Here is a 15,072-nt window from a genome sequence, read left to right as displayed (position 1 = left end):
TTCGTGGTTGTTTTTTGTTTTTTTTTTCTCACTGCCGATCGCCCTCCCACCCCCCCCGGGCGCGCGCCCGCCCCCCCCTGGCCCGCCCCGCCACGAGGGGAGACCAACGTGACACCGCCGGCCGCAGCCAGCGCCGCCGCCATCCGCACCGACGACCCGACCACCGACCCCGCCGCGGCCACTGCCGCGGCCGCCGACGCCCAGGCACCCGCCCCCGCGGGGCTGCCCGGCAACGGCGACGACGACCCCGACGAACGCACCGCGGCGGACTCCGCCGCCCAGCGCCGCGCCCACGCGGCCGCGTCCCCGACCGGCACCCGCTTCACCAGGCCCGGGGGGATGTTCTCCTCACTGCGCGTTCGCAACTACCGCTACTACTTCGCCGGCCAGGTGGTCTCCAACACCGGCACCTGGATGCAGCGCATCGCCCAGGACTGGCTGGTGCTGAGCCTCACCGGCAGCCCGCTCGCGGTCGGCATCACCACCGCCATGCAGTTCCTGCCGATGCTGCTGTTCGGCCTGTTCGGCGGCGTGCTCGCCGACCGGATGCCCAAGCGCCGGCTGCTGGTCTTCACCCAGGGCGCGATGGGCCTGCTGGCCGCCGGCCTCGCGGTGCTGACCGTCGGCGGCGTGGTGACGCCGTACTACGTGTACGCCTTCGCGCTGCTGCTCGGCCTGGTCACCGTGGTGGACAACCCGACCCGGCAGGCCTTCGTCTCCGAGATGGTCGGGCCCAAGGACCTCGCCAACGCCGTCAGCCTGAACGCCGCCAACTTCCAGACCGCCCGGCTGGTCGGCCCCGCCGTCGCGGGCCTGCTGATCGCCGCGGTCGGCAGCGGCTGGGCGTTCGCCGTCAACGCGCTGTCCTTCGCCGCCGTGATCGGCGGGCTGCTCGCGATGCGGGAGAGCGAACTGCGCCCGACCGAGCCGATCGCCCGCGAGAAGGGTCAGCTGCGCGAGGGGCTGCGGTACGTCAAGGAGCGGCCCGAGCTGCTCTGGCCGATGGTGCTGGCCGGGTTCATCGGCACCTTCGGCTTCAACTTCCCCACGCTGCTCTCCGGCTTCGCGTACGACACCTTCAAGGTCGGCGCCGGCCAGTACGGCCTGCTGAACACCGCGATGGCGATCGGCTCGCTGACCGGTGCGCTGCTCGCCGCCCGCCGGGGCGTGCCGCGGCTGCGCCGGCTGGTCGGCGCGGCGCTGGCCTTCGGAGCGCTGGAGGTGGTCGCCGCGTTCGCGCCCGACTACTGGACCTTCGCGCTGCTGCTGATGCTGGTCGGGGTCTTCGGGCTGAGCTTCAACACCTCGGTCAACTCCTCGCTGCAGCTGGCCACCGACCCCGCGATGCGCGGCCGGGTGATGGGCCTGCTGGTGCTGGTCTTCACCGGCGGCACGCCGATCGGCGCCCCGATCGTCGGCTGGGTGACCGCCTCGTACGGGCCCCGGCTCGGCCTGCTGGCCTGCGGACTGGTGTCCGCGGCCGCGGCCGGCACGGTCGGCCTGGTGCTGGCCCGCAGCGCGGACCTGCGGGTGCGGTTCGACCTGCACCCGGGCCGCGGCGGCCGGGTGGTGGCCTTCGTGCCGCGGACCGCGCCGGCGGCCAAGTCGGAGCTGGCCGCCGCCTGCTGACCGCCCGTCGGGCCCCCGGGCGGCGCCCGGGGGGCCCGCGGCGGTTCAGAGCCGGATGGCGAGGACCTGGCCCGGCCAGACGCCGTCCGGCCGCTCGACCTCGAAGCCCTCGGTCTCGGTGAAGCCGAGCGCCCGGTACTGGGCGACCAGTCCGCGGTCGGCGCCGGCGTAGCAGTCCACCCGGAGCAGGCCGATGCCGCGGCGGCGGGCCTCCTCCACCGCGTCGGCGATCAGCGCGGCGCCGATGCCCGAGCCCTTGCGGGTGCGGTCGGTGACCAGGTTGCGGACGAACAGCTCGCGCTCGGCCACGGCGGGGACGTACGCGCCGCGCTCCTCGGACAGCACGCAGGAGCCGACCGTGCGGCCCCGGTCGTCCACCGCGAGACGGATCAGGAACGGCTCGGCGCCGTACTTCGCGATGTGCTCCACCCGGGCCGGGTCGGTGCTGAAGGGCCGGTCGCCCCACTGGCCGGTGCGGCCGCGGCCGGCCAGCCAGGCCACGGCGCCGTCGAGCAGGGCGAGGACGTCGGGGATGTCCTCGGGGCCTCCGGTGCGGATCTTCACGCCGCTGGAATCGATCATGGATCCGTTCTATCCCGAACCGGGGTGCGCGGGAAGATTGATCCATGAGGTTGTTCGTGGCGGTGCTGCCGCCCGCAGAGGCGCTGCAGGGGCTCGGCGACGCGGTCGCACCGCTGCGGGAGCTGCCCGGGGCGGAACGGCTGCGCTGGACCGGCGTCGAGGGCTGGCACCTGACCCTGGCCTTCCTGGGCGAGGTGCCGGCCGAGCGGCTGCCGGAGCTGGCGGCGGGCCTGGACGCCGTCGCCGAGGTCCACCCGGTGCACCGGCTGCGGATCGCGGGCGCCGGGCGGTTCGGCGACCGGGTGCTCTGGGCCGGGGTCGAGGGCCGGACCTGGGCGCTGCGCCGGCTGGCCGACGCCGTCACCGCGGCCACCGCCGAGGTCACCGGGGCGACCGACGACTACGCCTTCCACCCACACCTCACCCTCGCCCGGGCCGGCTCCTCGCGCGGCCACCGCAGGGCCGTGCGGCGGGTCGCGGCGGCCGAGCTGGACGGCCTGGTGGCGGCGCTGGCCGACTACCGGGGGCCGGAGTGGGACGCCACCGGGCTGCACCTGGTGCGCAGCGACCCGGGCGGCGGCTCCGTCCACTACGAGTCGCTGCGCTCCTGGCCGCTGGCGGACTGGGGCTGAGGCCCCCCGGGGGGCGGTTCCGGGACCGGGGCCGCGAGGTCCGGGGACGGCCCCGGGAAGGCCCGGGGCCAGGGCCCGGGAGGAGTCCGGGGCGGGCCGGAGGTACGCTCGATGACCGTGGATCCCAAGACTCGTATGCGCATCGTCTCCGGCACCCTGGTGCTGATGCTGGTCGTCGTGCTGATCAGCTCGCTGGCCGGCCGCTAGGGCGGCCCCCGGCCCGGCCCCGGAACGGCGAGAGGGCCACCGCCCGTCGGCGGTGGCCCTCGGCCGTGTCCTCGGGGGACCGGTCAGACCTGCGCGAGCTGCTCGACCACGTGGTCGATGCAGTGGGTGAGCGCCTCGACGTCCGCCGGGTCGATCGCCGGGAACATCGCGATGCGCAGCTGGTTGCGGCCCAGCTTGCGGTACGGCTCGGTGTCCACGATGCCGTTGGCACGCAGTGCCTTGGCGACCGCGGCGGCGTCCACCGACTCGTCGAAGTCGATGGTGCCGACCACCTGGGAGCGCTCGGCCGGGTTCGCCACGAACGGGGTGGCGTAGGCGGACTTCTCGGCCCAGGAGTACAGCCGGGACGAGGAGTCCGCGGTGCGGGCGACCGCCCAGTCCAGCCCGCCGTTGCCGTTCAGCCACTCCAGCTGGTCGGCCAGCAGGAAGAGGGTGGAGAGCGACGGGGTGTTGTACGTCTGGTCCTTCGACGAGTTGTCGATGGCCGTCGGCAGCGAGAAGAACGGCGGGATGTAGCGGCCGGAGCCGGCGATCTCGGCGGCGCGCTCCAGCGCGGCCGGGGAGAAGGTCGCCAGCCACAGGCCGCCCTCGGAGGCGAAGGACTTCTGCGGGGCGAAGTAGTAGACGTCCGTCTCGGTGATGTCCACCGGCAGGCCGCCGGCGCCCGAGGTCGCGTCCACCAGGACCAGCGAGCCCTCGTCCGCGCCCACCGGACGCCCGATCGGCATCGCGACGCCGGTCGAGGTCTCGTTGTGGGTGAGCCCGTAGACGTCCACGCCGGCCTCGGCGACCGGCAGCGGGTGGGTGCCCGGGGCGGTCTTGATCACGGTCGGCTCGCCGAGCCACGGCGCGGCCTTGACCGAGGAGGCGAACTTCGAGGAGAACTCGCCGAAGTCCAGGTGCTGGGACTTCTCCCGCACCAGGCCGAAGGCGGCGATGTCCCAGAAGGCGGTGGAGCCGCCGTTGCCGAGGACGACTTCGTAGCCGTCCGGCAGCGAGAACAGGCTGCTCACGCCCTCGCGCACGCGCTTGACCAGGTCCTTGATCGGGGCCTGGCGGTGCGAGGTGCCGAGCAGGGAGGTCTGGGTCGCGGCGAGGGCACTCAGGGCCTCGGGGCGCACCTTGGACGGTCCGCAGCCGAAACGGCCGTCTGCGGGCTTGATGTCAGCGGGGATCTGGATCTGAGCCACGCGCGCAGCCTACCGGCCGGAGGGTTCGGCGGGGTACGGCCGTCCGCCCGCTGAGACCGTGATCACTGTTGCTCGGAGGCGGGCCGCAGACAGGCGGCAGCGGGCCCGGCCGGAGCCGGACCCGCTGCTCAGGGGCACTGTCCGGACGCTCGTCCGGTATCCCCGGGGAGGGGATCAGCGGACGATGGCGTCCCAGCCCTCGATCTCCTCGGGGCGGCGCGGGCCGGGGCCGATGTAGCGCGCGGAGGGGCGCACGAGCCGGCCCGTGCGCTTCTGCTCCAGGATGTGCGCCGACCAGCCGGCGGTGCGCGCACAGGTGAACATCGAGGTGAACATGTGCGCCGGGACCTCGGCGAAGTCCAGCATGATGGCGGCCCAGAACTCGACGTTGGTGGCCAGCACGCGGTCGGGGCGACGGTTGTGCAGCTCCTCCAGCGCGGCCTTCTCCAGCGCCTCGGCGACCTCGAAGCGCGGCGCACCGAGCTCCTTGGCGGTGCGGCGCAGCACCCGGGCGCGCGGGTCCTCGGCGCGGTAGACGCGGTGGCCGAAGCCCATCAGGCGCTCGCCCTTGTCCAGGGCGTTCTTGACCCAGGCGGTCGCGTCGCCGGTGCGCTCGATCTCCTCGATCATGCCGAGCACGCGCGACGGCGCGCCGCCGTGCAGCGGGCCGGACATCGCGCCGACCGCGCCCGAGAGGGCGGCCGCGACGTCGGCGCCGGTGGAGGCGATGACCCGGGCGGTGAAGGTGGAGGCGTTCATGCCGTGCTCGGCGGCCGAGGTCCAGTAGGCGTCGACGGCCTTGACGTGCTTCGGGTCCGGCTCGCCCCGCCAGCGGATCATGAACCGCTCGACGACCGTCTCGGCCTTGTCGATCTCGCTCTGCGGGACCATCGGCAGGCCCTGGCCGCGGGCCGACTGGGCGACGTAGGACAGGGCCATCACGGCGGCCCGGGCGAGGTCGTCGCGGGCCTGCTCGGCGTCGATGTCCAGCAGCGGCTTGAGGCCCCAGACCGGGGCGAGCATGGCGAGTGCGGACTGCACGTCGACCCGGATGTCGCCGGAGTGCACGGGGATCGGGAACGGCTCGGCGGCCGGCAGGCCGGGGTTGAACTTGCCGTCCACCAGCAGGCCCCAGACGTGGCCGAAGGAGACGTTGCCCACCAGGTCGTCGATGTCGACACCGCGGTACCGCAGGGCGCCGCCCTCACGGTCGGGTTCGGCGATCTCGCTCTCGAACGCGACGACTCCCTCAAGCCCGGGTACGAAATCGGACATGCGACGGCTCCCTCAGTTCTGTGATCGGCGCTCCGCCGTGGTGGGGCGGCGCACCAGTGACCGAATGGTGTTTGGCACTCGGTGCCAGAGTGACAGGCACGGGGTGCATTGCGCCATACACCACCGTGGTGATGTTTCCCGCGGGCCCGCTCGACGTGCCCGCCGGAGGGGCCGGTCGCGCCCGGGGGAGCGCCGGAACCCCTGCGATCCCGGGAACCAAACGCCTTGTTCCGGACAATTCCCCACGGGGCGGGCGGTCAAGCGGCGGCGGGTCACCTCATCTCCCACCGGGGTTTGTCCGGAGGTAGCGGCGCCCGTTGCTTGTCGTACGGGATGATGTTGGCGTGCAGACCCCGGATCGCGCCCAGTCGACGCCCCCGAGCCCCGCCAACCGGACCCTGGCCGACGAGGCCCGCCCCGGACCGGACCTCACCGTGATGCGCAAGCACTACAGCCACGAGGGCCTGGTCGAGGAGCGGCTCGCGCCCGAGCCGATCGGCCAGTTCACCCGCTGGTTCCACGAGGCGGACGACGCCGGGGTGGTGGAGCCCAACGCCATGGTGCTCTCCACCGCCGACGCCGAGGGGCGGCCCAGCTCGCGCACCGTCCTGCTCAAGGGCTACGACCTGCGCGGCTTCGTGTTCTTCACCAACTACGGCTCCCGCAAGGGCTCCGAGCTGGCCGCCAACCCGTACGCGGGGCTGCTCTTCCCGTGGATCGCGCTGGCCCGCCAGGTGATCGTCCAGGGTCGGGTGGAGAAGGTCGGCCGGGACGAGACCGCCGCCTACTTCCGCACCCGCCCGCACGGCTCCCAGTTGGGCGCCTGGGCCAGCGAGCAGTCCAGCCCGGTCGGCGGCCGGGAGGTCCTCGAACAGCGCTACGCCGAGCTGGAGCGGCGCTACCCGGAGGGCGAGGGCGTGCCCGTCCCGCCGTTCTGGGGCGGGTACCGGGTGGTCCCGCAGAGCGTCGAGTTCTGGCAGGGCCGGGAGAACCGGCTGCACGACCGGCTCCGCTACGTCGCCGACCCGTCCGGCCCGACGGGGTGGCGGGTGGAGCGGCTCTGCCCGTGATCCCTTCGGCCCAAAGGCTCCGCGCGGCGTCCGCGCGGAGCTGATGGACCGTCATCCGTCCGGTAGGATGCCCGTCGCGGACCTGGGCCGATGCAGCTCCGGCCGGCGGCCCGCCGTGCCGACACGATCGAGTGAGGGACTGAGTGAGGGACTGATGGGCGTCACCGGTGCGGGAACCGCCGCTGGACTCGGCTCTGACCTGGTCGACGTCGCCGCCCTGCCGCTCGACGAACTCGACGCCCTGCCCGACACCGTCCTCGGTGACCTGCTGCGCCGGGTGGTCGCGGACGCCCTGACCCCCGGCGCGGAGCCGCTCGCGGCCTTCCAGTCGGCGCTCGACCGGTAGCACCGCGGGAGCCCGCGCCCCCGCACCCGGCGCGTCGAGCCCGACGGGCGCCCGCGCCCCCGCCGGTGCGCCCCCTGAGCGCCGGAGCGCCCCCGGCCGGGGAAGTGCGCCTGACCACCGGCTAAACCCCACGAGGCGGCCGAATCCGCCAACTCGCCAGCGTGGACGGTGGAGTTCGGGACATGCTGGGGTATGAAACCAGCGCCGTCGCGGACCGTTGGGCACGGGGGGAACAGGTGATGGAGCAGGAACAACACCGGCCGTACTTCTTCTTCAGCTACGCGCGTCGGGACTTCGAGGCCGAGGACGCCTTCGTCAACCAGTTCTTCAACGACCTGCGGGACGAACTCGGGCGGCTGGTCGGCACCGGCGTGCGCAGCGAGGAACTGGCCTACCGGGACACCGAGCAGCTGCGCCTGGGCGACGACTGGGCCGAGCGGCTGGCCACGATGCTCGGCCGCAGCCGGACCATGATCGCGCTCTACTCCCCGGCCTACTTCACCAGCCTCTACTGCGGCAAGGAGTGGACCGCCTTCCGCGGCCGGGTCCGGCGCCACCACGAGGAGACCGGGGAACTCATCTCGGCGCTCGTCCCGGTGCTCTGGGAACCCGTCGAGCCGGGCGACCTGGCCGACGAGGTCAACAAGATCCAGTGGGCCCAGCCGGACATGGGCGAGGCCTACGCCCGGTACGGCCTGCGGGCACTGCTGCGCACCGCGCAGGGCGGGGCGTACGAGCAGGTCGTCCGGGTGGTCGCGGAGCGGGTCCGGGACGCGGCCGCGCGCCGGCTCGGCGAGCTGCCCGAGTTCGACCTCGGCGCCGTGCGCGGCTACTTCCCGCCCCCGGCGGCGCCGCCCGCGGCGTCCGCCCCCGGGATGGTGCGGCTGTTCATCGCCGCCGGGCGCGCCTCGGAGTCCGCCGCCGAGGGCGGCTGGTACGGCTCCAAGCCGTGGCACTGGGCGCCCTACCACCCGCCCGTCCAGCCGTCCCTGGCGGCCCGCGCCCAGCAGGTGATCACCGGCGCCGGACACACCACCACGCTGGAGGAGGTCGACACCGCCCTCGCCGACAAGCTCGACCAGGCCCGCGAGGACAGCCAGGTCAGCATCCTGCTGGTGGACCCGTGGGTGGCCGGAGCCGAGCGCTACCGCTCCGCGCTGCGCGCGTACGACGAGCAGAACCACCCCGTCACCGGCGTGATGGTGCCCACCGGCAGCGGCGACCCGGCCGACGGGCCGGAGCGCGACGCGCTCTGGGCGGGCGTGCGCGACGTGTTCCGGCGCAACTGGCTGCGCCGGAGCGACCTGGAGCACTTGTTCCGGGTCAAAGTGAGCCGGGAGAGCTTCGACAACGACCTCACCATCATGGTGACGGTCGCTCAGAACAAGCTCATGGACGACAACCTGGATTGGGGGGACGATGGCGGCGACGCCTTCGGCCTCGGCCCCGGCGGCCCGGACACCGGCCCGGCGATGCCCGGGCTGACCATCCCGGCCGGCCCGCCGGGGCCCCGCCGGGGGCCCGCACACGTCAACCGGGGCCTCCCGGGTTCCACCGACCTGCCGCACCAGAGCCGGGGCAAGGACACCGCTGTCCCGCTGAGGGGGGAGAAGAACGATGACCACTGAGCCCGGCGCGGATCCGGAGCGCGGCGGACCGGGATCGGTCGTCACGTTCTACTCCTTCAAGGGCGGCACCGGCCGCACCATGGCGCTCGCCAACGTCGGCTGGATCCTCGCCAGCCGCGGCCTGCGCGTCCTGGTCGTCGACTGGGACCTGGAGGCGCCCGGCCTCCACCGCTACTACCACCCGCTGCTGGTCGACCCGGAACTGCACTCCACTGACGGCCTGATCGACCTGCTGCGCTCCTACGTCAAGCAGGCGCTGCCCTCCACCGCCGGGCCGGTCGGGCAGTCCCCGGCCGCCTGGCTGGACGAGCCCGGGCGCCTGGACGGCTACGTCTGCGGCCTCGCCCTCGACCTGCCGCCCGGCGGCCGGCTCGACTTCCTGCCCGCCGGCCGGCAGAACGCCGCCTACGCCGCCGCCGTCACCAGCTTCAACTGGCGCAGCTTCTACCACGGCCGGGACATCCGCGGCGGCGAGTTCCTGCGCGAGCTGCGCGACCGCTGGGCCCGCGGCTACGACTACGTGCTCATCGACAGCCGCACCGGCGTCAGCGACACCTCCGGCATCTGCACCGTCCTGATGCCCGACACCGTGGTGGACTGCTTCACCTTCAGCGTCCAGAACATCCGCGGCGGCGTCGACGCGGCCCGCGACATCGCCGCGGCCGAGGAGCGGGCGATCCGGGTCCTGCCGGTGCCGATGCGGGTCGAGGACGCCGAGCAGGAGCGCCTGGAGGCCGGCCGCGACTACGCCCGCGAGGCCTTCGCCCCCTACCTCGGCCGCTGGCTGGCCGGCGACCGCCGGGCCGGCTACTGGGCCGACGTCGAGGTGCCGTACAAGCCCTTCTACGCCTACGAGGAGGTGCCCGCCACCGTCGCCGACCGGCCGCAGGAGGCCCGCAGCCTGCTCAACGCCTTCGAGCGGCTGGCCGGCTGGATCACCGACGGCCGGGTCCGCGCCCTGCGCCCGCTCACCGCCGAGACCCGCCGCCGGCTCTACGGCGCCTACCTGCGCTCCGCCCGGGCGGTTCCGCGCCAGGTGTTCGTCAGCTACGCCCCCGAGGACCGGATGTGGGCCGAGTGGGCCGCCGGGACGCTCACCCGCTTCGGCTACCAGACCTCCCTGCACAGCGCCGCCGAGCCGTACAGCGGCCCCCGGCCGCCGGAGGTCGCCGGGCCGGTCGACGGCCAGGGCCGGCTGCTCGCGCTGCTCTCGCCCGAGTACACGGCGCTGCCCCGCGCGGCCGAGGTCTGGCAGCTCCTCCAGGGGCGCGAACTCGCCTCCGGATCACCGTCGTTGGTCGCCTTCCGGCTCCAGGACTCGGACGAGCCGGTGCCCCGCCCGTTCACCGGGCCGCCGGTGCCCGACCTGGTCCGCTCCTCCGCGGTCGGGGCCGAGTCCCAGCTCTACGCCGAACTCGGCCCGCCGCCCGGCAGCAGCCGCCAATCGGACACCGACAGCGGGGAGTTCGCCGCCCCCGCGCGGTTCCCCGGCACCGCCCCGCAGGTCCAGGAGGCGCCCTCGCGCAACGCCGCCTTCATCGGCCGCGGCAAGCTGCTCGAACTTCTCCGCAACCGCTTCACCGGCGGGCCTGCCGCCGTGCTCAGCCAGGTGCTCTACGGCTTCGGCGGCGCCGGCAAGTCCCAGATCGCCGCCGAGTACGCGCACCGCTTCAAGGCCGCCTACGACGTGGTCTGGTGGGTGCCCGCCGAGGAGCCCGCCAACATCCCGCAGAAGCTCGCCGAACTCGCGCCCCGGCTCGGCGTGCCCACCAGCGACGACGTCGCGCACACCGCCGCCGCCGTGCTCGACGCGCTGCGCCGCGGCCAGCCGTACCGCCGGTGGCTGCTCGTCTTCGACAACGCCGGCACCCCCGAGGAGCTCGCCCCCTGGCAGCCGGCCGGCTCCTCCGGCGGGCACGTGCTGATCACCTCCCGCAACCAGGGCTGGGCCCGGCACGCCGGCCTGGTGGAGGTCGACGTCTTCCTCCGCGAGGAGAGCGTCCGGCTGCTGCGCCGCTTCAACGGCGGGCTCTCCTCGGAGGACGCCGACCAGGTCGCGCAGCGCCTCGGCGACCTGCCGCTCGCCGTCGGCCAGGCCGCCGTCTGGCTCCAGGAGACGTCGATGCCGATCGCCACCTACCTCGAACTGCTCGACGAAGAGCTCACCGAGATGCTGGAGCGCACCCGGCTGCGCGCCGCCGACTACCCGCACTCGGCCGCCGCGACCTGGCGCATCTCGGTCGAGGAGCTGCGCCGGATGAACGCCCCGGCCGCCCAGATCCTGGAGATCTGCGCCTTCTTCGGCCCGGACGCCATCCCGATGCGGCTGCTCTACAGCCGGGCCGTCACCCGCGCCCTGCGGCTGCCCCCGCGCGCGCCCCGCGACAAGCTCGCGATCGGCGAGTTCCTGCGCGCCATCAACCGCTTCGGGCTCGCCCGCACCGACCAGGGCAGCGAGACCATCACCGTGCACCGGCTGGTCCAGGCGGTGCTGCGGGACCAGGTCGAGGAGGAGCGGCGGGCCGAACTGCGCGGCGTCGTCCACGCCGCGCTCGCCACCGCCAACCCCGGCGACCCGGACGTGCCCGTGAACTGGGCCGAGTACGCCGAACTCCTGCCCCACCTCTGGCCGTCCGGAGCGCTCGACAGCGCCGACGAGGACGTCCGGCAGTGGATCATCGACTCGGTCCGCTACCAGTGGAAGCGCAGCCTGCACGAGTCCGGCCGGGAACTCGCCGAACGGACCCTGGAGCACTGGCGCCAGGACGGCTACGGCGGGCCCGGCTTCGACGTCGACAACGACGCCCAGACGCTCATGCTGCGCACCCAGCTGAGCAACATCCGCCGCTCCCAGGGCGCCCTCCAGGAGGCGTACGAGATGGACCGGGACATCCTGGAGCGCTTCACCGCGACGCTGGGCCCGGAGCACTCCCACACCCTCGCCGTCGCCAACAGCCTCGGCGCCGACCTGCGCTTCCTCGGCCGCTACGACGAGGCCCGGGCGCTCGACCGACGCACCCTGGACGCCGCCCGGCGCACCCTCGGCCCGGACCACCCCCGGACCCTGATGATCACCAACAACCTCGCCGTCTCCGACTACCTGGCCGGCGACCGCAGGGCCGCCCTGGAACGGCACCGCAGCAACTACCTCCAGCAGCGCGACGCGCTCGGTGCGCACAGCCTCTACGCGCTCTCCTCGGCCTCCAACTACGCCCGCGACCTGCGCGAGACCGGGCGGCTGCGGGAGGCCCTGGACCTGCTGGAGGAGACCGTCCGGATCTACCAGCAGACCATCGGCGACAGCCACACCGACACCCTGCGCGCCCGCAAGAACCTGGCCGTGGCGCTGCGCCGGGCCGGCCGGTACCACGAGGCCCTGGAGATCGACGAGGACATCTACCAGCGCTACCTGGACATCAACGGCCCCGAGCACCCCGACACCCTGGCCGCCGCCACCAACCTGGCCAGCGACCTCAACGCGCTCGGCGACACCGGGCGGGCGATCCCGCTGGCCGAACGGGCGTTGGCGCGGTACCGCGACTACCTGGGCGAGAACCACCCGGTGACGCTGGCCGGCGCCAACAACCTCTCGGTGTACCTGCGGCTGGCGGGGCGCGCGACGGAGGCGCGCGAGCTGTCCGGCCGTACGCTGGCGCAGTTCCGCACCGTCCTCGGCGCGCACCACCTCTACATCCCGATCGCGATGATGAACCACGCCAACGACCTGTCGCTGGCCGGGGAGCTCCAGGACGCGCTCGACCTGGAACTGGAGGCCGCGCCGCTGATGACCGAGGCCCTCGGCCAGGACCACTACGACTCCATCGGCATCAACTCCAACCTCTCGCTGTCGATGGCCGCCCTCGGGTACGCCGAGCGGGCGGCGGAGCTGCGGGCGGACTGCATCCGGCGGGCCCGGATCACCCTGGGGGAGGAGCACCCGACGACGATCGCGGTGCGGGCCGGGACGCGGCTGGACTCCGACGTGGAGCCGCCGCACGTGTGACGGACGGTCGGCCGGCGTGGCCTAGGCTCACCGGCATGGTGCCGTTCCGGCAGTTCCTGCTGAAGATCCACAGTCGGTGCAACCTGGCCTGCGACTACTGCTACGTGTACGAGGGCGCGGACCAGAGCTGGCGCGGGCGGCCGCGACGGATGGAACTCGCGACCGTCCGCCGCACCGCCCGGCGGATCGAGGAGCACGCGGCCGAGCACGGGCTGGACGAGGTGTCCGTGGTGCTGCACGGCGGCGAGCCGCTGCTCGTCGGCGCGGCCCATCTGGACGCGCTGCTGGCCGAGTTGGCGGCCGTCCGGCCCCGGAAGCGGTTCACCGTGCAGACCAACGGGCTGCGGCTGCTGGACGAACCGGCCCTGCTCGACGTGCTGCACCGGCACCGGGTCGCGGTCGGGGTCTCGCTGGACGGCACCCGGGCCGACCACGACCGGCACCGCAGAACGCCCTCCGGCACCGGCAGTTGGGCACGTACCGCGGAGGCGGTGCGGCTGCTCGGCTCGGACCGGCACCGGGACCTCTTCGCCGGCCTGCTGTGCGTCGTCGACCTGGAGTCCGACCCGGTGGCCACCTACGAGGCGCTGCTGGAGTTCGCGCCGCCCCGGATTGACCTGCTGCTGCCGCACGCGACCTGGCGGGAGCCGCCGCCCGGCGTCCGGCCGCGGCCGCTGCCGGACGCGCCGCCGTCGGGCGCGGAGCCGGCGCCGTACGGGCAGTGGCTGATCGCCGCCTTCGACCGCTGGTACGACGCGCCGCGCCGGGAGACCGGGGTGCGGCTGTTCGAGGAGCTGGCGGTGCTGCTGCTCGGCGGGCGGGCGGCCAGCGAGGCGGTCGGGCTGGCGCCCGTCGACCTGGTGGTGGTCGAGGCGGACGGGACGATCGAGCAGGCGGACAGCCTCAAGGTGGCCTACGACGGCGCCCCCGGGACCGGCCTGGACGTGTGGCGGCACGGCTTCGCGCGGGCGGGCGCGCACCCGGCCTTCCGGGCCCGCCAGCGCGGCCTCGCGGGCCTCGGGCCGGTCTGCGCCGGCTGCCCGCTGGCCCGGGTCTGCGGCGGGGGGCTGTACGCGCACCGGTACGCGGGGGACGGCTTCGGGCACCCGTCGGTGTACTGCGCGGACCTGGACCGGCTGGTCCGGCACATCGCGGGGCGCCTGCGGGCGGGGGTGGCGGGGCTGGCGGGGAGCTGAGGACCGGCGCGGGCCCGGGGGGCGGGTTCCTGGCGGGCGTCGGGCGTCGGCGGGCGGCGGTTCGGCTCACCCGTCCGGGTCATGCCCGGCCGCCGTCCGGCTGATCCGCCCCGGCGCGGGGAGACTGCGGACGGACCCGGCGGGTTGGGCGATGGGCCGGCCGACCGGGCCGGGAGCCGAACGGACGAGGAGGAGGACCGGTGGCGGGTACGGGCGAGGTGGTGGCGGCCGGGGTACCGGGCGCCCGCGGGGCGGACGGGCTGCCCCGGCACGGCGTGGACCGGGAGACGTTCCGGGCGATCGCGGGCGCGCGCGGCGGGCCGCAGGCCGTCCGGCTGCTGCGCGGCGGGCAGTTGAGCAAGCGGGCGCTGCTGCTGCTGGCGCTGCGCCGGGCGGTGCCGGAGCACGACGGCTACCGGGAGGCGTACGCCCGGGTGCGGGCGCTGCAGCGGGACGACCGGGAGCGGTGGGAGGAGGTGCTGCTGCGGCCCGAGTTGGACGCCTGGGCGGCCGACTGCCTGCGCGGCGCGGCGGCGGGGGAGGACGTTCCGCTCGGCGGGCTGGGCGAGTTCCTCCGCCCCGGCTCCGGCGCGCCCCTCGCGCTGGAGTGCGACGGGCTGCGCTGGTCGCCGTCGATCGACCACGCCGGCCCGCGCCGGGTGGACTACGGACGTCCGCCGGCCGGTCCGCTCGCCGGCGCCGAACTCGGGCTCTGGGAACAGCGGGTGTCCGAGGCCTGGGACATCCTGGTGCGCCGTCACCGCCGTCATGCGGCGGCCGTCGCGGCCTGCGTGACCACCGTCGTCCCGCTGCGGCCCGCCCCCGGCGGGGAGGCGGTGAGCGCCGCCGCCCGGCGGGCCTACGGCGCGGTGGCGGCCTCGCTGCCGGGCGATCCGGTGCTGCTGGCGCTGGCCCTGGTGCACGAGTTCCTCCACGTCCAACTCGGCGCCCTGCTGGACCTGGTGCCGCTGCACCGCCTCAGCGGCCCGGCCATCCACCACGCCCCCTGGCGGCCCGACCCGCGCCCGGCCGGGGCGCTGCTCCAGGGGGCGTACGCGCACCTGGGCGTGGCGGACTTCTGGCGGGCGGAGGCGGCCGCCGGGGCGGGCGACGCCGCCCGCGCGCACGGGGAGTTCGCGCGCTGGCGGACGCACACCCTGGCCGCCGGGCGGACGCTCCTGGGCTGCGGCGAACTGACGTCGAGCGGGCTGGAGTTCACCGAGGAGCTGGTGCGGACCGTCCGGGAGCTCGGCGAGCCGGGGGAATGAATCCCGGACATCGGACGCTTGGCCG

General features: G+C 74.6%; 11 protein-coding genes. 8 read left to right on the top strand and 3 right to left on the bottom strand.

From position 1 onward, the window contains the following. The first annotated feature begins 339 nt into the window (after window positions 1–339). On the top strand, window positions 340–1,629 hold the full coding sequence (locus tag ACWGKU_RS19045) for an MFS transporter (RefSeq protein WP_452191490.1): 1,290 nt from the start codon (window positions 340–342) through the stop codon (window positions 1,627–1,629). A 45-nt stretch (window positions 1,630–1,674) separates the two neighbouring features. Here the strand turns inward: ACWGKU_RS19045 and ACWGKU_RS19040 are convergent, their stop codons facing one another. Further along, window positions 1,675–2,211: a GNAT family N-acetyltransferase gene (locus ACWGKU_RS19040; protein WP_401052406.1), complete on the bottom strand. Its 537-nt coding sequence runs from the start codon at window positions 2,209–2,211 to the stop codon at window positions 1,675–1,677. A 44-nt stretch (window positions 2,212–2,255) separates the two neighbouring features. Here ACWGKU_RS19040 and thpR point away from each other — a divergent pair, with 44 nt between their 5' ends. Further along, the gene (gene thpR / locus ACWGKU_RS19035; RefSeq protein WP_401052409.1) at window positions 2,256–2,843 is read left to right on the top strand and encodes an RNA 2',3'-cyclic phosphodiesterase; all 588 of its coding nucleotides are present in this window, start codon (window positions 2,256–2,258) and stop codon (window positions 2,841–2,843) included. Window positions 2,844–3,133: 290 nt separating this feature from the next. Here the strand turns inward: thpR and serC are convergent, their stop codons facing one another. Beyond that, window positions 3,134–4,261, bottom strand: coding sequence for a phosphoserine transaminase (serC, locus tag ACWGKU_RS19030; protein WP_401052412.1), 1,128 nt, complete (start codon window positions 4,259–4,261; stop codon window positions 3,134–3,136). Between the two features lie 174 nt (window positions 4,262–4,435). After that, a complete protein-coding gene (locus ACWGKU_RS19025; RefSeq protein WP_387691571.1) occupies window positions 4,436–5,536 on the bottom strand; it encodes a citrate synthase 2 in 1,101 nt (366 codons plus the stop codon). A gap of 437 nt (window positions 5,537–5,973) precedes the next feature. Here ACWGKU_RS19025 and pdxH point away from each other — a divergent pair, with 437 nt between their 5' ends. The 6 genes from pdxH (at window position 5,974) to ACWGKU_RS18995 (ending at window position 15,047) form a co-directional block, all read left to right on the top strand. After that, the gene (gene pdxH, locus ACWGKU_RS19020) at window positions 5,974–6,606 is read left to right on the top strand and encodes a pyridoxamine 5'-phosphate oxidase (protein ID WP_380538477.1); all 633 of its coding nucleotides are present in this window, start codon (window positions 5,974–5,976) and stop codon (window positions 6,604–6,606) included. Window positions 6,607–6,760: 154 nt separating this feature from the next. Next, window positions 6,761–6,952, top strand: coding sequence for an FxSxx-COOH cyclophane-containing RiPP peptide (gene fxsA / locus ACWGKU_RS19015; RefSeq protein ID WP_359913861.1), 192 nt, complete (start codon window positions 6,761–6,763; stop codon window positions 6,950–6,952). 239 nt (window positions 6,953–7,191) lie between these two features. Then, complete coding sequence (locus ACWGKU_RS19010) at window positions 7,192–8,580, top strand: TIR-like protein FxsC (protein ID WP_452179031.1); 1,389 nt, start codon at window positions 7,192–7,194, stop codon at window positions 8,578–8,580. Then, window positions 8,570–12,583, top strand: a complete 4,014-nt coding sequence (fxsT, locus tag ACWGKU_RS19005) for an FxSxx-COOH system tetratricopeptide repeat protein (RefSeq protein ID WP_401050230.1) — start codon at window positions 8,570–8,572, stop codon at window positions 12,581–12,583. The genes ACWGKU_RS19010 and fxsT overlap by 11 nt, the downstream gene beginning before the upstream one ends. Before the next feature lie 35 nt (window positions 12,584–12,618). Beyond that, complete coding sequence (locus tag ACWGKU_RS19000; protein ID WP_452179030.1) at window positions 12,619–13,779, top strand: FxsB family cyclophane-forming radical SAM/SPASM peptide maturase; 1,161 nt, start codon at window positions 12,619–12,621, stop codon at window positions 13,777–13,779. A gap of 200 nt (window positions 13,780–13,979) precedes the next feature. Continuing rightward, window positions 13,980–15,047 carry an aKG-HExxH-type peptide beta-hydroxylase gene (locus ACWGKU_RS18995; RefSeq protein ID WP_452179029.1) on the top strand — a complete coding sequence of 356 codons (1,068 nt, stop codon included), beginning with the start codon at window positions 13,980–13,982 and terminating at the stop codon, window positions 15,045–15,047. The last annotated feature ends 25 nt before the right edge of the window (window positions 15,048–15,072 follow it).

This window comes from Kitasatospora sp. NPDC054768 (genome assembly GCF_053612025.1).
The sequence above is the reverse complement of the archived record's forward strand: the minus strand, read 5'-3'. Positions and strand labels throughout refer to the sequence as shown.